At 56.7% G+C, this 24,205-nt stretch carries 19 protein-coding genes; 15 read left to right on the top strand and 4 right to left on the bottom strand.

Features of this window, described 5'->3' with window-relative positions; genetic code table 11:
* Window positions 1–34: 34 nt before the first annotated feature.
* Window positions 35–1,078 (top strand): glycosyltransferase, encoded by a 1,044-nt coding sequence (locus BR24_RS04040; RefSeq protein ID WP_496540218.1) that lies wholly within the window; start codon window positions 35–37, stop codon window positions 1,076–1,078.
* Here the strand turns inward: BR24_RS04040 and BR24_RS04035 are convergent.
* Complete coding sequence (locus tag BR24_RS04035; RefSeq protein ID WP_496540217.1) at window positions 1,071–3,278, bottom strand: hypothetical protein; 2,208 nt, start codon at window positions 3,276–3,278, stop codon at window positions 1,071–1,073. The two genes, BR24_RS04040 and BR24_RS04035, sit on opposite strands and share 8 nt — an antisense overlap.
* Window positions 3,279–3,539: 261 nt before the next feature.
* Between BR24_RS04035 and BR24_RS04030 the strand changes: the two genes are divergently transcribed.
* From BR24_RS04030 to BR24_RS03990, 9 genes are read left to right on the top strand one after another with little or no spacing between them, the layout of a single operon-like run.
* Window positions 3,540–4,949 carry an MBOAT family O-acyltransferase gene (locus BR24_RS04030; protein WP_496540216.1) on the top strand — a complete coding sequence of 470 codons (1,410 nt, stop codon included), beginning with the start codon at window positions 3,540–3,542 and terminating at the stop codon, window positions 4,947–4,949.
* A 13-nt stretch (window positions 4,950–4,962) separates the two neighbouring features.
* Window positions 4,963–5,886 (top strand): hypothetical protein, encoded by a 924-nt coding sequence (locus BR24_RS04025; protein ID WP_496540215.1) that lies wholly within the window; start codon window positions 4,963–4,965, stop codon window positions 5,884–5,886.
* Window positions 5,887–5,897: 11 nt separating this feature from the next.
* Window positions 5,898–7,355 (top strand): MBOAT family O-acyltransferase, encoded by a 1,458-nt coding sequence (locus tag BR24_RS04020; RefSeq protein ID WP_496540214.1) that lies wholly within the window; start codon window positions 5,898–5,900, stop codon window positions 7,353–7,355.
* Between the two features lie 4 nt (window positions 7,356–7,359).
* Complete coding sequence (locus tag BR24_RS04015; RefSeq protein WP_496540213.1) at window positions 7,360–8,538, top strand: hypothetical protein; 1,179 nt, start codon at window positions 7,360–7,362, stop codon at window positions 8,536–8,538.
* 5 nt (window positions 8,539–8,543) lie between these two features.
* A complete protein-coding gene (locus BR24_RS04010) occupies window positions 8,544–9,668 on the top strand; it encodes a glycosyltransferase family protein (RefSeq protein WP_496540212.1) in 1,125 nt (374 codons plus the stop codon).
* Between the two features lie 9 nt (window positions 9,669–9,677).
* Window positions 9,678–10,487 (top strand): class I SAM-dependent methyltransferase, encoded by an 810-nt coding sequence (locus tag BR24_RS04005; RefSeq protein WP_496540211.1) that lies wholly within the window; start codon window positions 9,678–9,680, stop codon window positions 10,485–10,487.
* Window positions 10,488–10,490: 3 nt separating this feature from the next.
* Window positions 10,491–12,398: an asparagine synthase (glutamine-hydrolyzing) gene (gene asnB, locus BR24_RS04000; RefSeq protein WP_496540210.1), complete on the top strand. Its 1,908-nt coding sequence runs from the start codon at window positions 10,491–10,493 to the stop codon at window positions 12,396–12,398.
* A gap of 4 nt (window positions 12,399–12,402) precedes the next feature.
* Window positions 12,403–13,506 carry a glycosyltransferase gene (locus BR24_RS03995; RefSeq protein ID WP_496540209.1) on the top strand — a complete coding sequence of 368 codons (1,104 nt, stop codon included), beginning with the start codon at window positions 12,403–12,405 and terminating at the stop codon, window positions 13,504–13,506.
* Between the two features lie 15 nt (window positions 13,507–13,521).
* Entirely contained in the window at window positions 13,522–14,808 is a 1,287-nt protein-coding gene (locus BR24_RS03990; protein WP_496540208.1) for an HAD-IIIA family hydrolase, read from the top strand.
* Window positions 14,809–14,853: 45 nt separating this feature from the next.
* Here the strand turns inward: BR24_RS03990 and BR24_RS03985 are convergent, their stop codons facing one another.
* A complete protein-coding gene (locus tag BR24_RS03985; protein ID WP_496540207.1) occupies window positions 14,854–16,812 on the bottom strand; it encodes an acyltransferase family protein in 1,959 nt (652 codons plus the stop codon).
* A 718-nt stretch (window positions 16,813–17,530) separates the two neighbouring features.
* Here BR24_RS03985 and BR24_RS03980 point away from each other — a divergent pair.
* Entirely contained in the window at window positions 17,531–18,148 is a 618-nt protein-coding gene (locus BR24_RS03980) for a D-sedoheptulose-7-phosphate isomerase (RefSeq protein ID WP_496540206.1), read from the top strand.
* Between the two features lie 219 nt (window positions 18,149–18,367).
* On the opposite strand, the gene BR24_RS03975 is transcribed toward BR24_RS03980, so the two are convergent.
* Complete coding sequence (locus BR24_RS03975; RefSeq protein WP_496540205.1) at window positions 18,368–19,012, bottom strand: cysteine hydrolase family protein; 645 nt, start codon at window positions 19,010–19,012, stop codon at window positions 18,368–18,370.
* A gap of 95 nt (window positions 19,013–19,107) precedes the next feature.
* On the opposite strand from BR24_RS03975, the gene BR24_RS03970 reads away from it, so the two are divergent.
* The 4 genes from BR24_RS03970 to BR24_RS03955 all read left to right on the top strand — a co-directional run bounded on the left by BR24_RS03970 (window position 19,108) and on the right by BR24_RS03955 (window position 22,177).
* Window positions 19,108–20,073, top strand: a complete 966-nt coding sequence (locus BR24_RS03970) for a D-2-hydroxyacid dehydrogenase (protein WP_496540204.1) — start codon at window positions 19,108–19,110, stop codon at window positions 20,071–20,073.
* Window positions 20,074–20,159: 86 nt separating this feature from the next.
* Window positions 20,160–20,525 (top strand): SpoIIAA family protein, encoded by a 366-nt coding sequence (locus tag BR24_RS03965; RefSeq protein WP_496540203.1) that lies wholly within the window; start codon window positions 20,160–20,162, stop codon window positions 20,523–20,525.
* Window positions 20,526–20,644: 119 nt separating this feature from the next.
* Window positions 20,645–21,529 carry a universal stress protein gene (locus BR24_RS03960; protein ID WP_496540202.1) on the top strand — a complete coding sequence of 295 codons (885 nt, stop codon included), beginning with the start codon at window positions 20,645–20,647 and terminating at the stop codon, window positions 21,527–21,529.
* 78 nt (window positions 21,530–21,607) lie between these two features.
* Window positions 21,608–22,177, top strand: coding sequence for a manganese efflux pump MntP (locus BR24_RS03955; protein WP_496540201.1), 570 nt, complete (start codon window positions 21,608–21,610; stop codon window positions 22,175–22,177).
* 166 nt (window positions 22,178–22,343) lie between these two features.
* Here BR24_RS03955 and BR24_RS03950 read toward each other — a convergent pair whose 3' ends face one another.
* Window positions 22,344–24,200 carry a carbamoyltransferase family protein gene (locus BR24_RS03950; protein WP_496540200.1) on the bottom strand — a complete coding sequence of 619 codons (1,857 nt, stop codon included), beginning with the start codon at window positions 24,198–24,200 and terminating at the stop codon, window positions 22,344–22,346.
* Between the last annotated feature and the right edge of the window lie 5 nt (window positions 24,201–24,205).

Genomic DNA, 24,205 nt, shown 5'->3' with positions numbered 1-24,205 from the left:
CCCTTCAACCAACCCGGCCTACCACCTTAACGATATGATCACCGTCGTCGCCATACCAGCCTACCAGCCGCAACCGATTCTTCTCGACCTTGTCGACCAACTATTGCAGGCCAGGGAAGACCTGCATGTTATAATAGTGGACGATGGTTCCTCAGAAGAGCACTCGGCGATCTTCGCGAAACTCTCCGGCAATGAACGGGTCACACTGCTCAGGCACGCCGTAAACATGGGCAAGGGGCAGGCCCTCAAGACCGCGTTCAACCACTATCTCCTGCACATGGCCATAGAGGCGGGAGGGATAATCACTGCGGACGCCGATGGTCAGCACAAGGTGAATGACATCCTTCACCTCATAGACACCCTTGCTTCAAAACCCAAGGCACTTTGCCTCGGCATGCGCACATTCGGTCAGGGTGTTCCGTTCAGGAGCAGGCTGGGCAACACTGTCACCAACAAAATCTTCAGGTTCCTGATCGGCAAGAAAATATCCGACACCCAGACAGGTCTCAGAGCACTCCCAAACCCGTTTGTCAAATCAATCATGACCATATCCTCGATGGGATATGAATTTGAACTGGAGATGCTCATTCAGGCAGCAAAGGACGGCGTCCCAATACACGAAGTCCCGATCCAGACCATCTACGAATCGGGAAACAAGTCTTCGCACTTCAATATCCTGCTCGACTCGCTCAAGATTTACTTCGTCTTTCTTAGGTTTTCGGCCTTGGCGCTGTCGACTGCGTTTCTCGACTACTTGGCATTTTCCACTCTTTTTCTACTCGACTACAGCGTGCTTCAAAGCATCATCGCAGCCCGCATCGTTGCAGGCAGCTACAATTTTCTGCTCGGGAAGACATTCGTCTTTCATTCTAAAGGAAAAATCCTCATAGAATTCGCAAAATACAGCTTCACCGTCATCGCCCTGATGCTGGTCTCCTACCACATGATAATGCTCATGCACGACGTATGGGGACTCAATGTAGTTTTGAGCAAGGCACTTGTTGAAGGAACACTGTTTTTCATAAGCTTCACTGTTCTCAACACATTCGTTTTCCGCAGGCACACCGACTCTATTTGATCAACACGAGAAGATAGCCGTCCATCCTTCCCGAGACGGCATACTCTCCGCTTCGGATTCGCTCCTTGACATACTTGTGCACAGGAGCGTTTCTCGGGTCGTTGGTATTGTAGAATACAGCTGCTGCATGCTTCTCGTCGGCGGCCGCCAGAAAAGCGCTGAAGTCTCCGAGATCAACCTTGATCGAACGCTCGGTAAAAATCGGGAGAAAGCTCAGGACATCACCACGTGCCAGGACATCTCCATCGAGCTCCCCATTGCGGTAGGCATCGTACAGCAGCCCATGAACTTTGGGCCTGATAGAGTCCATGTGCTGAAGAGTCTGGGAATGCAGCAGTTCCGATTTGGGCGGCAGCAGAAAAGCGCCAGCGACACATACCGCAACCGCAAGGCTCCACACCACGCCACGTCCCCTGAAATCAGAGGCCGCTTCCACTCTCTTCTCAGGCTCCCTGTCGGGACGCAAAGCCAACGGGATCGTCACGGTCAGAAACGGTATGGCAAACATGAAGTTTCGCGCGTCATAGCTGAACAACAGGGCCCATAGAAAAAAGAAAGGAATGACGACGATGAGCGCCACCGGGCGACTGCCGCGCGCCATAACGCCCAGAAGTGGCACAGAACCGAACAGCGCTGCCAATGCACCGGTCCCGATGAGATTGCGTATAAAAGAAACCGCATGGACCAGCCTCTCCAACGGCCCCCTGCCAGCGTGCAGCACCGTTGTGAGCTTGACGAACTTTGTGGGATAGTAACCGTGAAAAATGCGAAGATACAGTCTGTGTCCATACCAGAAAGATGGAACAGCCACGCTCAGCAAACAAATCTTCGCGAGTATCCCCTTCTGGGACCAAGGCGCGCCGGGTCTGTCCTTGAGAACGAAGAAATAGGCAAGCAGGGGGTATGCGATAAGCATGTACAGCCCGGCCTGCTTAGTCAAAGCGCTGGCTCCTGCAAAGAGGGCCCCGAGCAGCAGCACCCTTTCCGCCTCCCGTCTCCCCGGTATTTTCTGCGCTAGGAGGATCGCATACAGGGCGACAAAGCCTGTTGTGGCAATGGGTACGTCGACAAACCCCTGCCACGCCCTTCCTTCAAGCAAGCACTCCATAAGGAAAAGGGTCAGCGCGGCCGAGAGCAAATTGAGTGGATTCCGGGTCTTGCAGAAGAGATCAAAAAAGATGCAGAAAATCGCAAGATGAAAAAGGGGGACCAGCCCCTTGGGGAACGCCTCCAGCATGTCCCCCATGAACGCATAAGGGATCGACCATACCGCCGGAATCAGCTGGGGATAATCGTATGCGCCCTGAGGCATGATCCCAGACGCCAGATTGACGGCCCACCTGTTCCATGAAAGGCGGGAGTCCCAACCGAGAAAGACCGAACCTGTAGTCTGGTAGGTATTATACAGTATGTAGCCCAAAGCAACAGCGGCTATACCTGCACTGCAATACCAGACAACCTTCCAGCCCACACTTCGCCTACCACTGTTGGCAGCCATCGCCCCATACAGTTGCTCGCTGAAACTTGCTTTTACAGAATCGCTGCCGGAGTAGAACACCGTTATGCCGGCAAGCGCTGCGAGTTCGACCAAGACTATCGTCAGCATGGTCATTTGATCGTACGATTTGAGAAAGACGAGTCCGAAAGCGAGATAGGTGTTTATCGGCAGACTTGCGGCAAAGGACAGCAACATGGTGGTCAGCCCGCCATACCTGTCGAAACGAAAGAGCTTTATCAGTATGAAACCGGGCAGAAAAACCGCCTGCACCAACCCCAGAATACCCAGTAGCGGAGTCAGATAGTCCGGTCGGTCAACTACTACCGAGACCCGGCCCCCATTTCTCTGGGGGGTCAAACTAATCCCCGGATCTCCCCAGCTTCGTTCATACTCCACCTTTCCATCTTCAGACCATGAGGATTCAAAGTAGGCGACACGATGATTCCCGCCCTCGTATCTGGCGGTGATGGACACTACCTCGGCGCCCGCCACGACATCACCAGAACGCAAAACATATTCGCCGTCAGCACCGCGCTGCACCGTCAGCGACTCCTGCGCGGAAAACGAGAACTCATCCGCGCCTTGCCCCAATTGAGCACTGACCCCAACAATCGACTCATGGCTTTTATACAATAAAACTGCAGCCACAACCGCGGCAGCCAGGATAAGAACTAGGCATTTCAGGACAACGGACCGATTCATTGGATATAATCTCGATACTTGCTAAGGACCGTCCACAAAGGACTGCAACTGCATGACGAATATGCAGACTCACTATCTTTTTAGTCAGAAAGCCGTCAACGCCAAAGAGTCTCTTCACAGAAAGGAGCAAGGCATAAAGTAGGAAACCGGCATTGACTTGCGCGATTGGGAGGGTTTATTCTCGCGCAACTCACCAGCCACCTTCAACACCCTCCAATAATGCTCTTTAACTCTCTCCATTTCATAATTTTTTTCTCAGTGGTGAGTTGCCTGTTCTTTGCGTCGCCGCGCCGATGGCGAGGCCTGCTCCTCCTTGTTGCGAGCTACTGGTTCTATATCTCCTGGGAGCCGGCCTACGGGGCCCTGCTCCTGCTCGCCACCAGTACCAGCTACTTCGTAGCGCGAAGCGTCCACACCGCAAAAAACCAACGCCGAAAGCAGCTTCTGTTTGCCGCAGGTTGCACCTTCAATCTGGGGTTGCTGTTTATTTTCAAATATTTCAATTTCTTCAGCCAGCACCTGTCACCGCTTTTCCTGCAAGGCGAGACCACCCCTGCTCCGGTGCTCGATCTCCTTCTGCCTATCGGGATATCCTTTTACACCTTTCAGACCGTTGGCTACCTTGCCGATGTATACCGCGGCGAGCAGCTGCCGGAAAAACGCTTCGGCAAATACGCGCTTTTCGTCTCCTTCTTCCCACAGCTTGTCGCAGGACCTATCGAGCGTTCAAAGGATATCCTGCCCCAGCTCGACCTCAGCCGCGATTTCGACTTTGACAGGGTACTCTCAGGGCTTCGCCGCATCGGCTGGGGCTTTTTCAAGAAAGTTGTCATCGCCGACAGACTCTCCGTCATCGTCGATGCTGTCTATTCTGCCCCTGATGAACAGAAGGGGCCTCTTTTGGTATTTGCAACCCTATGTTTCTCGTTCCAGATATACTGCGATTTTTCCGGATACTGCGATATCGCCATTGGCGCGGCCAGGATACTTGGCATAAGACTGACCGAGAACTTCGCGCACCCTTACTTCTCCGAGTCGGTCTCGGAGTTTTGGCGACGCTGGCACATCACCCTGATGTCCTGGTTCCGTGATTATGTTTACATCCCACTGGGCGGGAACAGGGTTTCTCTTTTCCATCAGGTCAAGAACATTGCGATAGTATTCACTCTGAGCGGGCTCTGGCACGGAGCCAACATGACATTTGTCGTCTGGGGCGCCCTTCACGCGCTGTATCTTGCCTGCTCGCTGGTCTATAATAGAGCGCGCGGCGGAAAACCTCGCAAAGACGTCTCGCAGACATTCAGATTGCTCCGAATAGTGCGCACGTTCCTGTTGGTCAGCTTTGCATGGATATTCTTCAGGGCAGACACTCTTGATCAGGCAATGACGATCCTGCAGAACCTGACCTCAGGGTGGGCAGTGGCCACTTCTCCAGCAGTGTTCATGGAACTGATCATGGACGCGGGGTTGAATAAAATTGCCACATCCATAACCGTGTGCCTCACGGTGACGCTGCTGGCCATTCAGCTGTACCGTGGAACCAGAGATCTGGCCGACTTTGTCGAGAGCCAAACCGGATGGATACGAATCGCAACCGATACGTTCGTCATTTTCGGCACCATTCTTCTCGGTCAGTTCGGCCATAACGAATTCATATACTTTCAATTCTAAGGCAAGCTAGACTGTGCGAAACCACGTAAGATACGTCCTGATACTCGCCGGGCTATTCATACCGTTGCATTTGTTCTTCCACAGCCTTGGGACATGGGCAACTGGCATTACCAATCCAGTTGCGCGTCATGTGGAGAACCTTCTCTCGCTCTCCCCAGCCCCAAAGGTTTTGATACTGGGAGACTCGCACCCGACGTATGCCGTGGATACACGCCAGTTTGACCAATGGTTCAATGCCGCCTCGCCGGGAGAGAACGCAATCCAAACATACTACAAGGCAAAACACCTCCTCGATGCCGGTCTGGCTCCGCCCGAGGTCGTTTTACTGCCTCTCGATCCCCATACGAGAATGGATTACCGTGCTGACAGATTCGATCCCGAAGCCATCTGGGGGCGATATGTTGACTACATCGATCTGGGACTGCAAACCGGTAGTTACCTTGAGTATTTCGAAAAATTCATTCGGGGGGATGTCTTCTCGTACGCGGGAAGCGCCAACGACATAATCACGGCTCTGCGCATGCGCTCCCTCGGCACCAAGCCATCCGAGAAAGACGGGTACAGAAAGGATTCCTCATCCTTTGCCTCACTCTCTCCGAAACTACGTCTCAAGACCGCACGCAGGAAGGTTCAAAGGCATTTGACAGACGAGTCGAGCATCCTGGACGAATACATAGCCAAAACCGTCGCTCTCTTTCGTCGATCCGGCGCAAAGCCCGTCTTCATCCGCTATCCGCTAACTTCCGAATATCTGGAATATGCAAACGAGTCTGAGAGCGAGGGGCGCGACTTCCTTCTCGGAGCCCCCGTAATCGACTTCAGAAGACACTATCAGAACGCACAAGACCTTTTCAGGGACGCCGACCACATGAACACCAAGGGAGCCGAAATCTTCACCCGGGCTCTCAGCCGTGCCCTGAAAGACACTCTGCGCTAGGGAAAAGCTGCATGCTCTTCAATACATATATATACCTGCTCATTTTTCTGCCTACTGTCGTCGCGATCTTCTTTCTACTGGGGCGGCGGGTCGGCGCAAGGGCGCAGAGAGTGTGGCTGGTATGCGCGTCACTTTTCTTTTATGGCTGGTGGGAGCCTTCGTACCTGATCCTGCTGACAGCCTCCATCGTCGCCAACTTCCTGCTCGGCAAAGCCATTTCCCAAAACCCATCGAGCAACTCACGAAAAACGCTCTACCTGGCCGGGGGCGTAGTATTCAACGTGTCCCTGCTCGCGTTTTTCAAATACACCGATTTTCTGGTCGAAAACGTAAACATGCTTGCAGGCACCTCCATCACACAACCTCACATCATCCTGCCACTCGCTATCAGCTTCTTCACATTCCAACAGATCGCATACATCGTTGACATCTCGAAAAAACAGGCCAGAGAGGCTTCTTTCTCGCGGTATTGCCTGTTCGTCTGCTTTTTTCCGCAACTCATAGCAGGCCCCATCGTCCACCACACAGAGATGATGCCTCAATTCAACAAAAGGAACACATGCAGCCCCGACCCGGTCAAAACGGCTCAGGGGCTGGCGTTGATCGGCATGGGCCTCATGAAGAAAATCCTCATAGCCGATAATCTCTCCCATTGGGTCGCCATCGGATTCAATGCACCTGAAAGCCTGACTTTCGCCGGAGCATGGACAACCGCGCTCAGCTACACTTTTCAGCTGTATTTCGATTTTTGCGGCTACATGGACATGGCAACCGGGTCGGCGCTTCTGCTGAACATCCGACTGCCCCGCAACTTCCGCTCACCTTACAAGGCCCGCAGCATTCAAGAGTTCTGGAGACGCTGGCACATAACGCTGTCCCGCTTTCTTCGCGACTACATTTACATCCCTCTGGGAGGAAACCGGAAGACCTTCCCCCGGACGCTGGGCAACGTCTTCATCACGTTCCTGATAGGCGGCATCTGGCATGGTGCGGCATGGACGTTCGTTGTCTGGGGCGCGCTTCACGGAGCAGGTCTTGTTGTCCAGCGCCTGTGGGAGAGGTCCAGATTTCAGTTGCCCGGGTTTCTGGCATGGCTTCTCACATTTGTTTTCGTGGTCTTTTGCTGGGTGTTCTTCAGAGCCGACTCGATTACCGATGCCATGACGCTTATAGCGCGCATGACAGGTATCCACGGAATAAACCTTCCCTCGGCGCTCATCAGCCACCCTGTGACTGTGGGCCCGCTCACGTTACTCCCCGGAGGGACATTCCGCTCACTCGGCATCGACACGACGCTGATGCTGCTGCTTGCCGTCTCCTTTGTGGTGACGCTTTTCATGCCCGACTCCCGGACGATAGTGAACACATGGAAGCCGACCAGAGTGAAGGCCATATTGGTCGGCTGCATGTTCGCCGCAGCGTTGATTCTGCTCAACCAGCCTTCCGAATTCATATATTTCCAATTCTAGTACCATGACAAAATACACCTCATTCAATCGTACGGTACTCGTCACCCTGGTCATCTGCCTGATACCTTCGCTGCTCAATCTGCTTTTCGTAGCCCGGGTTGGCGAGATGATGCCCATCAAAGAAGCCGCAGCCCTGCAGAACAAGCGAGGTGGGCTCTACGGCCCCGCATTCTACCAGAACGCCTATGCCTACAAGCTGGCCCTCCACGAAATCAGAAAGCCGGATATCCTTGTCATGGGGTCATCGCGTACCATGCAGTTCCGCAACTTCTTCTTCACCCGACCCATGACAAATGCGGGCGGGGCGATACACTACATTGAAGAAGCAGAGCAGTTCCTTGAGGATGCCCTCCCACTGCATACCCCAAAACTTGTGCTGCTCGGGTTGGATTTCTGGTGGTTTCATCCAGAGCGAACCCCTTCGAACTTCGTTCATCACAGGCTAAAGGGAGACGAGGTGACCACCAAGAAACTCACGCTCCCAACTCGTCTCGTGTTGCAAGGGAAGATTTCCCCCGCATACTATGCCGAACATCTGGTTTCCGCTCCCGGCCCCTCCCCTTTCATCAACTCTCGCAGCATTGGGCTCAACGCCATAATGCATGCCAACGGTTTCAGGCAGGACGGCTCCTACTTTTACGGCGCCACCATCTTCGATGCAGAGTACGACTTTAAAGATGTACGCTTTAAAAATACCCGAAAAAGAATCGAAACAGGGGACGGGCGTTTCGCACACGCAGCAGATTTCGACAGCTCAAGGCTGGAGACCCTTCGATCGGTGGCAAGGCTCTGCAAAGAGCAAGGGATACGCCTTGTCCTCTTCATTCCTCCAATGGCACCCGCATGCCTGGAAACTATGAAAGAGACAAATGGATACGGATACGTTACAAAACTCATCAGCGCACTCAAGGGAGAAGGCTTTTCCGCGTTCGACTTCCACGACCCCTCGGCCCTGAATTCAAACCCATGCGAATTTATTGACGGCTTTCACCCCGGCGAGGTCATGGTGCAACGCATGCTGTTGACAATGGCCTTGCAAAGCGACGCCTTCGACGGTTTCGTTTCCACCAAGGCGCTGGAAGAATCCATCAAATCCAATGCCGGAAGAGTTCTTGTCCGGCGACCGGGTGACGAGTACCCGGCAAAAGAGCTGGACTTTCTGGACCTCGGCTGCACACGCTAACCACAATGCGAACACTTTATATATCACAATCAGTCATCCCCTCGCCAACCGTAGACTCCATCCATGTCATGCGGATGGCGGACGCAATGGCCTCGCAAGGACATGCCATCACGCTCGCGGCCCTTGACTGGGAGGGGCCCGGCCGGGCCGCTCAGGAGCCACGCGACTACTACGGCGTGTCCAACGATTTCGAGTTGGTTCAGCTCCCCTACACCCCTCCGCGAGGAAGCAGACTCCGGTACCTGCACTCCGCATGGCAGCTCTACCGGCAATGCAAAAAACTCATCAGAGCCACCGAACCGGATCTGGTCTACGGCCGCAACCTTATGGGCTGTCTGGCTTCGGCCAAGTGCGGCATCCCCACTGTTTACGAATCTCACATGCCCGTCTGGCAAGGACGACTCGAGTCCGTGCTTTTTGCAAGGCTGGTGGCTTCCCCTCACTTTCGGAGGCTGGTGGTAATCTCCGAACGGCTCAGAAAAATGTATCTGGAGCGCGGTATTCTCTCCGAAAGCGCGATCACGGTTGCCCATGACGCAGCAGACATATATGATGATGCACCCCCGACAGAACCGTGGCCGGGAAGACGCTCTGCCCTTCAGGTCGGGTACACCGGGAGCCTGTTTCCGGGACGCGGGATTTCAATTGTCATGGAGATGGCCAACCGAATGCCCGAAGTGGACTTTCATCTTATCGGGGGGCTCAGAAAAGACCTCGAGAACTGGCAGTCCAAACCGACCCCGGTCAACGTACATTTTCACGGCTATATCGCCCCTGCTGAAGTAGTCAGGTATCGCGCTGCATGCGACGTCTTGCTGGCTCCCTACCAGAGGCGGGTTACAATTGACGGAACAGGCAACACAGTCGACTACATGTCACCCTTGAAGATATTCGAATACATGTCGAGCAGGCGTGCCATCATTGCATCAGACCTGCCGGTCTTGCGTGAGATTCTGTCAGATGACTCTGCTGTTCTGGTGGCCCCGGACACCCCGCAAGAGTGGATCCGCGCACTGGAGAGTCTCAAGGATGCCCCGAAGAGGCAGCAGCTTGCCGACAGAGCGTACGAAGACTTTACTCGGGAATACACATGGCAAAAGCGGGCTCACAATGTTTTGGATGGGCTATAAGGCACGAAAATGAGCAGCAACAGATTTTCATTTGGCAAGAACTGGAAAGACTTCAGCCGCCTTCTAGATGATGCGCAGATACATGAGGCCGAGAAAGGCTTGACGTCTCTCCTCGGTGCCGAAGGGCTCAAGGGCAGGAGTTTTCTCGATATCGGCTGCGGAAGCGGCTTGTCCTCGCTTGCCGCAATTCGCCTCGGTGCCGCCAGCGTCACTTCATTTGATTTCGATCAGGACTCCGTTGAATGCACGCTGTCGTTAAAAGACCGCTTTTACCCTGACAATGACAGCTGGACAGCAACGAAAGGCGACGCGCTCGATGAGAACTACATCCGCTCTCTGGGCAGCTTCGACATCGTCTACTCATGGGGCGTTCTGCACCACACCGGGGACATGTGGACCGGGCTCGCAAATGCCGCTCCGGCAGTCAGGCCCGGCGGCCGACTGTTGGTTGCCATTTACAACGATCAAGGGTGGCCATCCTCTTTGTGGAAAAAAATAAAGAGCTTATACAACAGGCTCCCCGCCGCAGTTCGTCCTGTTCTCGTTTTTCTTTGCGCGACACGGCTCTGGGGCCCTACCATGATCCGGGACCTCCTTAGAGGAAAGCCGATGCACACCTGGCGAAACTATTCTTCCCACCGCGGCATGTCCGCAATGCACGACCTGATTGACTGGGTTGGAGGGTGGCCTTTTGAAGTAGCCACCCCCGGAGAGGTCTTCGAATTCTACCGGCAGCGAGGATTCAGCCTCGAACGCCTCGTCAGCACCAATGGAATTGGATGCAATGAGTTCCTCTTCCGAAAAGACGGGGCTGAGTAGCCAATGTGCGGAATAGCCGGCTACTGGTCACGCGCCGTCGCGGCGAGCGATTCCGGCAGGGAAATCCTCGAACGAATGACCCGCTCCCTGCGCCACCGGGGCCCAGATGCCTCCGGGCACTGGGTTGACCGGGCGCAAGGCATTGCCCTCGGGCACCGACGCCTTTCAATTCTCGATCTCTCTGATGGCGGACGGCAGCCAATGGAATCTTCCTGCGGCAGATTTGTCATCAGCTACAACGGAGAGGTATACAATTTCTCCGACCTCAGGAAGGAACTCGAGCAGAGCGGGCACAGCTTCAGAAGCGGAACCGACACTGAAGTGATTCTCGAGGCGGTCTCGCTCTGGGGGCTCGAAAAGGCGGTCAAGCGCTTCATTGGCATGTTCGCCTTCGGTTTATGGGACAAGCGGGAAAGGACCCTTTCCCTTTGCCGGGACAGGCTGGGCATCAAGCCGCTTTTCTACAGCATGACCGGGGACGCCTTCGTGTTCGGTTCTGAACTCAAGGCCATGCTCGCCTACCCGGAGATGAAGCCCGAGATCAATCCCGACGCGCTGGCAGCGTACTTTCGTCATAACTATGTCCCGCAGCCACATTGCATCTTCAGGGACTATCACAAGGTGTCTCCGGGGACCATTGTCACCTTTGATACGAACACGTCACGGGTCGACACTGCTGCCTATTGGAATCTTGAAGACATCTGGACGCGGCCGTCTTCAGGGCAACGCTTCCACCTTGATCCAGAGGATGCGGCCGACCACCTTGAGGCCCTGCTGAACGACGCCGTAGGCCGTCGCATGATCGCAGACGTTCCTCTTGGCGCCTTCCTCTCCGGTGGCATAGACTCCTCGACTGTCGCCGCACTCATGCAGGCTCAGAGTTCCACCCCGATCAAAACATTCTGCATCGGCTTTGAAGACAGCAGGTTCAACGAAGCAGATCACGCCCGAGCTATTGCCAACCACCTGGGGACGGACCATACGGAGCTTGTCGTCACTCCCGACGACCTCCTGGAGTCCGTCAGGCTCGTGCCGGAATACTGGGACGAGCCCTTTGCAGACTCATCCCAAATTCCCACGCTGGCAGTATGCGCCATGGCCAGAAAAGACGTCACCGTCTCACTGAGCGGCGACGGCGGTGACGAGCTGTTCCTCGGTTATGAAAGATACAACTGGATCAGGCTCTGGAACAAGCTGTCGACGATCCCGCTTGGAGCCCGCAAACTCCTCTCCCGAGCAGGATCCCGACTCCCTGCGTGGGCTTGGCAGCTTATAGGCTCGAAAGGCCTCAAGTACCGGTGGCGGCTGAGCGGAGTGGAGTCGCGGGATTTCAAGGCATTCTATCAATACCTCGTGTCCCACCACAAGACGCCTGAAGACTTCGTGATAGGAGCGAAAGAGCCCGGGACAGCCTTCAACGCCCCGTTCAACATGAATGGGAGCATACGTCATCAGGCAGCGTATCTGGACCTGAAACAGTATATTCCGGACGACATCCTCACGAAGCTGGACCGGACGAGCATGGCTGTCAGCCTTGAAGCACGAGTCCCGCTGCTTGATCACCGCGTTGTGGAGTTTGCCGCCTCCCTGCCCGACGATTATAAAATCCGAGACGGGGAAAACAAGTGGCTTCTGCGAAAGGTTCTGGAACGCCATGTTCCCCGACAGCTGTTCGAAAGAGAGAAGAAAGGCTTTGCTGTCCCCATTGAACACTGGCTCAAGAAGGAGTTGCGCGACTGGTGCGAGAGCCTTCTCGACCCTGTACGCCTCAAGAACCACGGACTGCTCGACGTCCGACAAGTCAGGCGCATGTGGAATGAGTATCTGGATGGGGAGCGCAACTGGCACTATTATATATGGGACGTTCTCATGTTTCAGGCTTGGTATGAACGGTGGATGAACGGCCGGTAGGACCATGAAGATTCTTTTCTTGATACGATCGCTTGAAGTTGGCGGCGCCGAGCGCCAGCTTGCAACTCTCGCCAACGGCCTCGTCCGGGATGGCCACGAAGTGTTGGTAGCCGTTTTCTACGGAGGGGGAAGTCTGGAAGCGGACCTCGTGGACGTCCCTCTTTGCGACCTTGAGAAGAAGGGGCGTTGGGACCTGCCGGGTTTTTTGCTCAGACTGCGAGGCCTCATCGCCGACTTTCGTCCGGATCTGCTCCACAGCTATCTGGGCACTGCCAACCTTTTCTCCACCCTTTTTAAAAGAATGATCCCAGACGGAAACGTCATTTGGGGGCTTCGGGCCTCGGACATGGATTTGTCCCGGTACGGGAGAATCAACAGTCTTCACTGGCGCATTGAATGCGCCCTGTCGTCCCTGCCGAAACGTATCATCGCGAACTCCCGGGCAGGACTCGACTATGCGGCGAAGTGCGGCTTCCCGCGAGAGCGCATGACCGTCATCCCAAACGGCATCGACACGGACCGCTTCAAGCCAGCACCGGAAGCGGGGATGAGCCTTCGCACTCAGTGGGGGATCCCTTCGGAGGGGCGCCTTGTCGGACATGTGGGGCGACTGGACCCGATGAAGGACCACACGACCCTGCTGCAAGCCTTTGCTCGTATCACCCAAGAGGATAACAATGTTTTTCTCGCCTGTGCGGGCGACGGCCCGGCAGGCGCTCTCGACAGACTCAGGCAAGTAGCCACGGATCTGGGAGTCGGGGAAAAAGTTCTTTGGCTCGGACAGCGGCAGGATCTTCCGGAGGTCTATAATGCTTTCGACCTGCTCTGCCTCAGTTCCGCATACGGAGAGGGATTTCCCAATGTACTGGGTGAAGCCATGGCATGCGGCGTCCCTTGCGTGGCAACAGCCGTGGGCGACTCTGAGGCCATAATCGGCCCCACAGGGGAATGTGTTCCCCCCGGTCGCCCCGTCGAGCTTGCCCATGCAGTCGCAAGGACACTCCAAGCCCCACCCCAAGCAGCGACACTGCGAACTCGCATAGTCGAAAACTACAACAACGAAGCGTTGATTCGAAGAACCGAGGAGACGCTTGCAACGTTGTCGTAATATCCGGAGGAGACGATGAAACTCGTCATCATCGCCGGGGGCAAAGGAACCCGGCTCGGTCTGCAGGACATCCCGAAACCCATGGTTCCCGTCTGTGGCAAACCACTTCTCGAGCATCATGTTCGCCTCGCCGCAGCCTCCGGCATGGAGGAAGTTCTCATACTGAGCGGGCACCTTTCACATGTCATCCGCGACCACTTCGGCAACGGTGAAAACTTTGGGATCCCGATCACACACATAGAAGAAAGCACCCCACTCGGAACGGCCGGCTCCATCAATCAGCTCAAAAACAGTATCGACGAACGGTTCATGGTTCTCTATGGCGACATTTATGCCGACTTCGCCATGGAACGGATGATTGCGTACGACAGCAGAGAAGACAGCCTTGCCACCCTTTTAGTCCACCCCAACGATCACCCCTACGACAGTGACCTCGTGGAAGTCGACCGGAACGGAAGAGTCACCGCCTTCCTGCCAAAGCCACACCCGGAAGGGTTGATTTACAGAAATCTCGTCAATGCGGCGGTCTACATCCTTTCCCCCGATATCTTCTCCTTCATCCCCACGGTGGGAGCTTCGGATTTCGGGAGAGACGTTTTTCCGATGGCCGTGAACCATCCCGCCGGATTCAGAGCCTACCAGACTTCGGAGTACATCAAGGACATAGGCACTCCCGACAGGCTGGCAAAGGTCGAAGGCGCTCTGGAGACGGGGCTGCCTCCTATGCTCAACATGAAGAACAGGCAAAAAGCCATCTTTCTGGACCGCGACGGCGTACTCAACGAGGAAATCGGCGATCTGTCGTCGCCCGGCGATTTTCGTCTTCTTCCGGGGGCCGCGGAAGCCGTGGCAAGAATCAACGGCTCAGGCTATCTCGCAGTTGTCGTGACGAACCAGCCGGCCGTTGCCAAAGGATTCATGAGCCGCGAAACACTCGATTCCATTCACAAGACCATGGAAACACAGCTGGGAGAGAGGGGCGCCTACCTTGACGCCATATACTATTGCCCCCACCACCCCGAAAAAGGATTCAAGGGGGAAGTCCCGGAGCTGAAAAGACCATGCAACTGCCGCAAACCGGCTCCCGGGATGCTCCAACAGGCTGCCAAGGCCATGAATATCGACCTCTCGCAATCCTACATCATCGGCGACCGGCATGTCGATGTGGCGGCGGGCAAACAGTGCGGCACCCGAACAGTTCTTGTGAAAACCGGCTTCGGCGGCAGCGATGGTCAAAACGGATTCCACAAACCCGACCACATCGCGAACAACATCCTTCAGGCAACCGAGTACATCCTGTAACCATGGATGGAGCTCGCTGCCGCTCAGAAGGGACACCGACTTCGCCTACTGCCATATCTTGTTCAGCAGGAAGGACTGCAGGCGCTCATACTCATCCGATCTGACAAACTGCTCGGCCAGCAAGGAAGCACCGGTTGCGCTCAGGTGGTTGCTGTCCTTGTAAAGCATGACGCCACCCTGCCGTCTGGCGCACTCACCGTCAGAGCAAAGCGTTGAATCAAAATCCACATAGAGCACATGGTCGCTTGCGTCAGCGAGCCGCCTGACCCTCACATTGGCCTCACGATAGTCAGGGTCAAGTCGGTCATTAAGTACCGGCCACCACGGATAGCGCTCCCTGTAACGAAGGTAGTTGGCATGAGACACTTCGAATTTGGGAATCTGGCCCAGCAGGACGACCTTTTTGCCCTTCTCTACAAGGCGCGACACAAAGCTCTCGAGTTCGTAAAGATAAGTCTGGCTGCAATGCTCCGGATTCGGGGTGGTGTCGCAAATGAAGAACTCGTAACGACTCGCGATGAAGACGACATCGGCCCTTTCAACAACTCGACTCTCGAGTTTCCGGAGCTTGGTGGCGAATGCCGGATTATCCACCATGGAGTCCTCAACGTCCTGCGCCGCCGGGAGTCCACTCACCGCAAGGCTTACAAACCGTATTTCCGGCTTCTGCATTACGGGGAGGGCGTGAAGAAAATCCGTAAAGTGCATGGCATGGGAATCTCCTGTCAGCACAATGCCAACACTGCCGACGTCCTTCAGAAGAGGTCTGGCCTGGGCATTGTACTCCGCCATGTCCTCGTTGTAGAGATAGTCGAACGTGGTGACTTTCCTGCTCCCCGGATCCAAGTCTGCAAAACGTCCTTCAAGTCCGTCCGCCTGCCGGATAAACAGGCAGACACCCACCAGAACTACAGCCGGCAGTATCGCATACCGCACAGCAGTCCCCCAGAAGGAAAACCGCATGCAGCGAAAAGGCTGCTCGATAAACCGCCAGGACAGGACGGACGCGACTCCCGTCAGCAGTACCGCCATACCAATGAAGGGTAGCGAGAGCCTCTCTGATTCGCTGATTATCCGCATCGTTGCAAGTACAGGCCAATGCCACATGTACAATGAGTACGAGATCAGGCCTATAAAAACGACGCCCCTGAGAGCTAGAATACGCCCTGCCCACGAGTCCCTGCCCCCAAGGATGACGCACCCTGCCCCCAGACATGGGAGAAGGGAACTCACCCCGGGAAAAGGAGTCGCCCTGTCGAATGTCGTCACAGCCAGCACCAGCGCCGACACCCCGGCGACACTGAGAAGATTCCGTGCAGCGCGCCCCGAGGCAACGCCTCTTCCGAGCCCGAGATAACAGCCGACCAACAGACCCAAGGCCCGAGTTGGCAAAAGGTAATAGCTCCACTGTGCCAGAGCCGGATCCCGTCCCATCAATGAAGCAGCCGCCACAGACAGACACGCGCAAACAAGAATCCCACCCTTGACACTCCCGGAAGAGACCCCTTTGCCGAAGACGCCCCAGAGGATCAGCGGGTAAATGAAATAATACTGCTCCTCGACACTCAGCGACCACGTATGCAGCAACGGGAGAAACGAGCTCGGAAGCGCGAAGTATCCGCCATCAACCATGGCAAACCGTATGTTCGCGAGGCTGAAGATACTTGCTATCGAGGAGTTTGCCGCGGCTTCCATGTGAGGCGGGAAGTAGAGAAAATAGCCTGCGCCAAGCGTTGCGACAATCACCGTAAACAGTAAAGGGAGTATCCGCTTCATTCGCCGTGCGTAGAAGCTGAACAAAGAGAACCTGCCACCGGACATTTCCCTGCGGATGATGGTGGTAATCAAGTACCCGGATATGACGAAAAAGACGTCAACACCGACATACCCGCCCTGCAACCAACGCGAATCCAGATGGTGTACGATGACAGAAAGGACGGCGAATGCCCTCAGACCGTCAATCTCTGGACGATACTCGATTCTCTGCCTGCACTCGCTGCCCATTGAAACCTTTCACCCGCAGTAATAGCTGATACAGACCAGTCATCGTCTCAGCGACAATATCACCTGCTTTCCATGACGAAAGCCGAACACATATCAGGCTTCGACAGAGCAACGCAACAAGTATGACTGTACATTCATGCCGCATGGAGATCAGGAGCCACGCCCCCCTACCAACTCTTCCACCCTACAACATATCAATTTCAATGAGCTAATTATCAAACCAATCACACTATTCATGTCCACTTCTGCCCGAGATGCACTCTTGACAACATGGACTTGGACCTTCTCCCAAGGCGCAGACACTTCGTCACAGGTCTCTTCACATCATCACCAAACAATTTACCATACCCTCCAAACTCACCCGCTTTTCCAGCTTGAGGGCCAAACCATGCGAGAGGCAACGCCATGATTGCATTCCGGGCTTTTTTTTGGCACTGAGAAACGTTGCTGTAGTCACCTTCAAAGCCTCCGACCCAACCGGAACACGACATCCGGAGCATAGCGGGTTCTCCTGTCGTAAAGTGACAAGCAAACCTATCGCTTCAAAAACCGGGCCCACTTCTTCATGTGGCTTCGCTCAGAAATCCGGCCGACACAGAAGCGCGAAGCGAGCCCGCCCCCGGTCATCAATCACGGATGACTTTAACAGCAGCGAATTGATACGAGTTGGGCCGGTATCCGGCAGGTACAGCCCAAACCAAAAGGAGAGGCCATAGCAATGGCGACACTTCGAGAAGCCTACAGTGACGGTATGAGTGCTTCAGCTTTTGCCGCTGAATACATGCGCTATATCGCCAAGCTCGCAACATCTTGTGATTTTGATCAAATAGGCAGAATAGCTGAGACCCTGATGGAAGCCCGGGACACTGGCAAAACCGTTTTCTTCGTCGGCAACGGCGGAAGCGCATCGTCGGCGAGCCACTTCGCAAACGACCTTTCCGTTGGTGCTTCACGCATAGCGAACAAACCCGCGTTCAAGGCAATGAGCCTCACTGACAACATGGCCATCATCAGCGCTGTCGCCAACGACACTTCTTATGACGAAGTATACGCAAGCCAGCTTGAGCCGCTCATTGGCAGGGGAGATGTACTGATTGCGCTCTCGGTCAGCGGCAATTCTCCCAACATAGTCCGGGCCGTGGAGGTCGCAAGCCAGAAGGGAGCCATTGTTATCGGCTGCACCGGGTTCGACGGAGGGGCCCTGCGGAATGCGGCGGACCTGAGCTTTCACATCCCCACAGAAAAGGGCGAGTACGGCCCTGTCGAGGACATGTTTTCCATCCTCGATCACTGCGTTACAGCCTATTGCCTTCTTTCCGGGAAAGGGGACCTCTAGGAGGACAGCAGTCCTCTGGCCACAGCGCCGACAAAAAGTGCCATCGCTTTTCGAGCAGCTCTATTGCCTTCCCGCCAGTCAGAAACTGAAAGACCTCTTGTCCCTTTTAGAGAATCTGGGCCGAGCCGGGCGAGCCCCCGGTCCGGCAAGGAAACCCGTTTCTCAACGGCTCCGGGAAGTTGGAAGGGTCACTGAAGAAGCGCCACTCAAGGCCGGACGCTATCCGACCTCAGCCGCCACCTCGTCCGCCGTCAGGACAGAACAGCCGACCTTGACGAGGTCGTCGCAGTCCTTGTCCGTGATGCCCGCAATGCAGTCGCGCACGGCGACAACGCGGTAGTCGAGGCTGATGGCGTCGTAGATGGTCTGGCGAATGCAGTTGGGAAACCACGTGCCGGTGATGATGACCGTTTCGGCCAGCGTGTCGAGGATTCGCCACTCAAGCTGGGTCTTGAAGAAGGCGCTCCAGGAAGGCTTGTAGAGGATGCTTTCGTTCGGACCGAGGGGGAGAGGCTCACCGTAGATGAGCTCGGCGTCGTCCACCTGCGCGTCTTCGGGCAAAAGTCCGGCAGCGACCTGCGCCCCCCAAGTGTCCGGGACCACCAGCTGTCCTCCGGAACGAAGGAAGGTCCGGCGGCCGCGCTCGGCGTTGCTCCCGTCAGGATGATACAGCCGCACCACATGCGCCACCGGCATCTGCGCCTCGCGAAAGGAGCGCACCAGCCGGACGGTTCCCGGCAGAATCTCAAGGGCCTGCTCGGAGGACGCAGCGCCTTCCGGTTGCACGAAGTCGTTCTGCATATCCACCACTACCAGTACGCAGGATGAGAAATCCGGCCTTGTATATTCATCCTTCAAAAGCATCTCGATTCAATAGCACCGCCTCCCGAGAACCGCAATGGTCTGGCCTTCACATTGCTCCAATGATACGCTCCGGCTCCAAAACAAGGAGCACCGCCATGAAAATAGTCGTACTTGACGGATATACGTTGAACCCCGGAGACAACCCCTGGGACGAGATCGAAACCCACGGGACGCTGGAGGTGCACGACCGCACCCCCGAAAGCGATATCGTTCCGCGCGCCGCCGGAGCGGACGTGATCCTGACCAACAAAACGAAACTGCCTGCCGAGGTCATCGGCGAACTGCCGGACCTGAAATACATCAGCGTGCTTGCCACCGGATACGATGTCGTGGACATCAAGGCCGCCGCTGCCCGGGGGATTCCTGTCTCCAATGTTCCGGGCTACTCCACTCCCGCGGTGGCCCAGCATGTCATGGCCCTTCTGCTGGAGCTCGCCTCCCGCACCGGCGCCTATGACGCGTCCACCAAAAACGGAGGCTGGTCCGACCAGCCAGACTTCTGCAACATCGCCTTCGGGCAGACGGAACTGGCCGGAAAGACCCTCGGCATCATCGGATTTGGCGGCATCGGACAGGAGGCCGCGCGCCTCGGACACGCCTTCGGCATGAAGATTCTGGCCCACGCCCCGCGTCCCAAGCCGCAACCGGAGTGGGGAACCGTGGAGTTCGCGGACCTCGACACGGTCTTCGCCAACTCCGACGCCATCTCCCTGCACTGCCCCCAGACATCGGACAACAAGGAGTTCGTGAACGCCGACCTGTTGGGCCGCATGAAAGCCTCAGCGTTCCTCATCAACACGGCGCGCGGAACACTCGTCAATGAAGAGGATCTCGCTCGCGCCCTGGAGGCCGGAACCATCGCCGGAGCCGGACTGGACGTACTGGCGCAGGAACCGCCCGCAAAGGACAACCCGCTGATGCACGCGCCCAACTGCCTAATCACCCCGCACGTGGCGTGGGCCACGCTGGAGTCCAGACAGCGGCTCATGAAGATGACCGCCGAGAACATCCGCGCCTTTGCGCAGGGCGCCCCGGTCAACGTGGTCAACGACGCTTCCTAAGCACGGTGAAGCCTTGCACGCAGTGCCTCCCCGTGTCATACAATCGGACGAAACCGAAACGTCCGACCCATGACACGGGGGCAGGCATGATACGCATAATGGAACGCTCCGGAGAACGAACCATCGGCCTCGACTGTGACGGCACCATCTCCCTTTCGCGCTTCAACGAGGTCCTTCCCGTCATCGAGAAGGCCGTCGAAAGGCACGGTACCATCAACATGCTTTTCGTCATCAAGAACATCCGCGGCTACGGCTTCAGGGAATTCGCCGCCGACGTGAGCTTCTGCCTCAGACACTGGAACGACATCGAGCGGCTGGCCGTTGTCAGCAACCGCGACTGGTGGAAAGCAGCCACGAGCGTCGAAAACCTCCTCACCCCTTGGGAGGAACGCTACTTCGACCTTCACGAGCTCGACAGTGCGTGGCGCTGGATCGAAGGTGAAGACGGCTGACCCTGCCCAGCGCCCGCCCCCCTTGCGCTCAACAACGCATCGCCGCAGCAGCAGGAATCGCTTTCTATTTCCGGACACTTGTGTATCATGAAGGGTAGTACATCATCCTGGAGGCACCCTTGAAAAAGAACATCCTTGTCACCATTTCGGACGACGCCAGCGCGTCCTACTCCCTGCGCTTCGTCCGCAGTATATTCGACGACTTCTGCGACGTGGAGCTGACCCTCATGTACGTCACGCCCATGTCGGCGTCCTGGCAGGCCACCGACCCCGGCGCGGTGCCGGACGCTTCAGAGCTGCAGAAGATGAACCGCGTCAAGAAGAGCAAGGGGCAGGCGACCCTGAACAGTGCCAGCGAATGGATGCGCGACATCGCCGGGTGCAGCCTCGACAACGTCAAGACCAAGATCGTCCCCAGCCGCAAGGGCACCGTGCGCGAGATCATCGACGAATCCCGCAAGGGGCTCTACGATTGCACGGTCCTCGGCCGCAAGGCGTATACATGGTTCGAGGAGCTCTTCGAGGACAGCGTCTCCCACGGCCTGCTCTGGCGCGACATCGACTTCCCCATCTGGATATGCAAGCGCCCGCCCCACGAACCGCGAAAGGACGTCCTGCTCTGCGTGGACGGCTCCGAACCTTCGCTGCGCATGGCAGATCACGTCGGCTACATGCTTCAGGGGCAGGAGCGGCACTCCATCACGCTTGCGCACGTGGCGGAGAAGCGTCTGGATTTCGGGGGCGAAGTGGACAAAATGTTCTCCCGCGCCACCGACCTGCTGCGCGAAAACGGCATCTCGGAAGAGCGCATAGAGTACAAGGTGATGCGCTCCGACAACGTGGCGCGCGCCATCATGCGGGAAAACGGAGACGGACGGTACGCCGCCATAGCGCTCGGCAAGCGCGGCAACAAGCCGGGCGCCATGGACACCTTCTTTCCCAGCTCTCTCTCCATCCGCCTGCTGCGGCTGCTGGACGAGACGGCCCTCTGGATCAGCAAGTAGCGAGGCCACTGCCCCATACGGTGTTGTCGGTTCCACGTGCTTGCAAACCGGAGTGCTCCGTTCTATGAAGTGGCCCTCATGAGCAACACGGAACTCATCATTATTGCCATCGCGCTGGCCATGGACGCCTTTGCCGTGGCCGTGGCCACCGGGGTGGCTCTCAAGCGCGTCAGCCCCCGGCAGACTTTCCGCCTTTCATGGCACTTTGGTCTGTTTCAGGGCCTCATGCCCATCATAGGGTGGGTGCTCGGGGTGAAAGTTCGGGCGTTCATCGAGGCGTTCGACCACTGGATCGCCTTCGCCCTGCTCGGCTACATCGGCATCAAGATGATACACGAAGCCTTCGAGGACGAGGCCGAGGAACTCAAGGACCCCACCAAGGGCATGAGCCTGATCATGCTTTCCGTGGCCACCAGCATCGACGCGCTGGCGGTGGGCCTGAGCCTGTCGGTCCTCGGCGTTTCCGTGTGGTGGCCGGCGCTGGTCATCGGCCTTGTGGCGCTCGGCTTCACCTTCATGGGTTTGCAGATAGGCAAACGCGCCGCCCGCGCCCGGCTTCTCAGCACCTCGGCGGAAGTGATCGGCGGCATGGTCCTGCTCGCCATCGGCTTCAAGATTCTCTGGGATCACGGCGCGACACCCTTCTGACAGGCAACCACCGCCTCTCTTCCGAATCCCCACCTCACGACGCAAACATAATCGCCACGCTCTTGCATTCACAAGACCGTGGCGATCAAAAAGCTCCTGATACGAGCGGCTGCCCCGCCTGCACCCACCCTGTCGGCGCGGCTACGAAAAGAGCGGTACCCTCAAATCAATCCAGTTCGAAGTGTTCTCGCCAGTCGTCATGCTCCGTCCACTCCGGCTGCTCATGCTTGAGAAACAGGCAGTCGCCCAGCACGAGACAGTCCATTTCCGTGCGCATGAAACACCGGTAGGCATCTTCGGGGGTGCAGACGATGGGCTCGCCGCGCACATTGAAGCTGGTATTGACCACCATCGCGCACCCCTGTTCACGCCGGAAGGTATCGATCAGCCCCCAGTAACGGGGGTTGGTCCGAGCGGAGACGCTCTGGATTCTGGCAGAGTAGTCCACATGAGTCACCGCGGGCACGTCCGAACGCAAGACGTAGAGGCGCTCGTACATTGGCATCTCTTCGTAGCCGTCGGGCAGCGGCTTGCGCCGTGACTCTGCGACCGGAGCCACGACCAGCATGTATGGGGAAGGGCGGTCAAGCTCGAAATAGCTCGCGATCTCCTCTTCCATCACGGACGGCGCAAAGGGTCGAAATCCTTCACGGTACTTGATCTTGAGATTGAGCTTGCGCTGCATCTCCGGATGGCGGGGGTCACCGAGGATGCTGCGGTCGCCCAGGGCGCGGGGGCCGTATTCCATGCGCCCCTGAAACCAGCCGACGCACTTGCCTTCGGCCAGAAGGTCGGAAACATTTGAACAGAGCGAGTCGAAATCCTCAAAGCGTTCAAACGGCGCCCGGTAGCGCCTTGCGGTCCGTTCGATGCTTACGGGCCCGAACTCGGGGCCGAGGTAGCATCCCTGCATGGCATCGTGTTCATCCACCTGCCGCTCCGCTCCCTGCCAGATATGCCATCCGGCCATGGCTGCCCCGAGCGCACCGCCGGCGTCGCCCGCAGCGGGCTGGATCCACACGTCCTTGAATATCCCGCGCCTGATGAGCTTGCCGTTGGCTACGCAGTTGAGCGCCACGCCGCCTGCCATGACAAGGTTTTCGCAACCGGTGAGGTCACGGGCCGTCTCGGCCAGCGCGAAGACAGCTTCTTCGGTCACCTGCTGAATGACCAGGGCAAGGTCCATGTACTCCTGCCCTATCTCGCTTTCGGGTTGCCGTGCGGGAATACCGAAGAGCCTTTCCCACCGGTCGTTGCGGCACATGGTCAGGCCCGTGGCGTAGTTGAAATAGTCCATATTCAGCAGCATGGACCCGTCGGGGCGTAGATCGAGAAGCTCCTCGCGAACCAACTCCTTCCAGCGCCGGACTCGATCGGACTCGGCATTGCCGTATGGCGCGAGCCCCATGAGCTTATATTCTCCCGAGTTCACCCTGAACCCGCAAAAGGCCGTAAAGGCCGAATAAAGGAGACCGAGGGAATGGGGAAAATGCAGCTCCCTGAGAATGGATATATCCTTGCCGGACCCCTTGCCGATGGTCGTGGTAGCCCACTCGCCAACGCCGTCCACGGTGAGGATGGCGGCTTCCTCGAACGGGGAAGGGTAAAATGCGCTCGCCGCGTGTGACAGGTGGTGCTCAGGGAAAAGAATTCTCGGCCTGCCTTCGCCGAGCTTGTCCAACTCTTCGTTCAGCATACGGCGCATGAACAGCTTTTCCTTGATCCATACCGGGATGGCGGAAAGAAAGCTGCGGAGCCCTTTCGGGGCAAATCCGTTGTAAGTCTCGAGCAGTCTTTCGAACTTCAGATAGGGTTTGTCGTAAAAGGCCACTGCCTTCAGGTCCCCAAGCCGAAAGCCGCCCTCCTCCAGAACGAAAGCAGCCGCATTGGCGGGAAAACCGGAGTCGTGCTTCTTGCGCGTGAAGCGCTCTTCCTGAGCGGCGGCCACGATTTGTCCGTCGACGAGCAAAACCGCTGCCGAATCGTGGTAATAGGCGGATATCCCCAGAATGGCCTCGGGCAAGGGTC

The sequence above is a fragment of the Pseudodesulfovibrio halophilus DSM 5663 genome (genome assembly GCF_059568665.1).
Note: the sequence above shows the minus strand (reverse complement) of the source record. Positions and strands in the feature narration are given on the sequence as shown.

What these genes read in the sequence shown, in the direction of transcription:
- BR24_RS03970 (WP_496540204.1), top strand. Translation starts at nt 19,108, where the DNA reads ATGAAAATAGTCGTACTTGACGGATATACGTTGAACCCCGGAGACAAC.
- BR24_RS03990 (WP_496540208.1), top strand. Translation starts at nt 13,522, where the DNA reads ATGAAACTCGTCATCATCGCCGGGGGCAAAGGAACCCGGCTCGGTCTG.
- BR24_RS03995 (WP_496540209.1), top strand. Translation starts at nt 12,403, where the DNA reads ATGAAGATTCTTTTCTTGATACGATCGCTTGAAGTTGGCGGCGCCGAG.
- BR24_RS04040 (WP_496540218.1), top strand. Translation starts at nt 35, where the DNA reads ATGATCACCGTCGTCGCCATACCAGCCTACCAGCCGCAACCGATTCTT.
- BR24_RS03955 (WP_496540201.1), top strand. Translation starts at nt 21,608, where the DNA reads ATGAGCAACACGGAACTCATCATTATTGCCATCGCGCTGGCCATGGAC.
- BR24_RS04015 (WP_496540213.1), top strand. Translation starts at nt 7,360, where the DNA reads ATGACAAAATACACCTCATTCAATCGTACGGTACTCGTCACCCTGGTC.
- BR24_RS04020 (WP_496540214.1), top strand. Translation starts at nt 5,898, where the DNA reads ATGCTCTTCAATACATATATATACCTGCTCATTTTTCTGCCTACTGTC.
- BR24_RS04005 (WP_496540211.1), top strand. Translation starts at nt 9,678, where the DNA reads ATGAGCAGCAACAGATTTTCATTTGGCAAGAACTGGAAAGACTTCAGC.
- BR24_RS03975 (WP_496540205.1), bottom strand. Translation starts at nt 19,012, where the DNA reads ATGCTTTTGAAGGATGAATATACAAGGCCGGATTTCTCATCCTGCGTA.
- BR24_RS03965 (WP_496540203.1), top strand. Translation starts at nt 20,160, where the DNA reads ATGATACGCATAATGGAACGCTCCGGAGAACGAACCATCGGCCTCGAC.
- BR24_RS04035 (WP_496540217.1), bottom strand. Translation starts at nt 3,278, where the DNA reads ATGAATCGGTCCGTTGTCCTGAAATGCCTAGTTCTTATCCTGGCTGCC.
- BR24_RS03980 (WP_496540206.1), top strand. Translation starts at nt 17,531, where the DNA reads ATGGCGACACTTCGAGAAGCCTACAGTGACGGTATGAGTGCTTCAGCT.
- BR24_RS04010 (WP_496540212.1), top strand. Translation starts at nt 8,544, where the DNA reads ATGCGAACACTTTATATATCACAATCAGTCATCCCCTCGCCAACCGTA.
- asnB (WP_496540210.1), top strand. Translation starts at nt 10,491, where the DNA reads ATGTGCGGAATAGCCGGCTACTGGTCACGCGCCGTCGCGGCGAGCGAT.
- BR24_RS03985 (WP_496540207.1), bottom strand. Translation starts at nt 16,812, where the DNA reads ATGGGCAGCGAGTGCAGGCAGAGAATCGAGTATCGTCCAGAGATTGAC.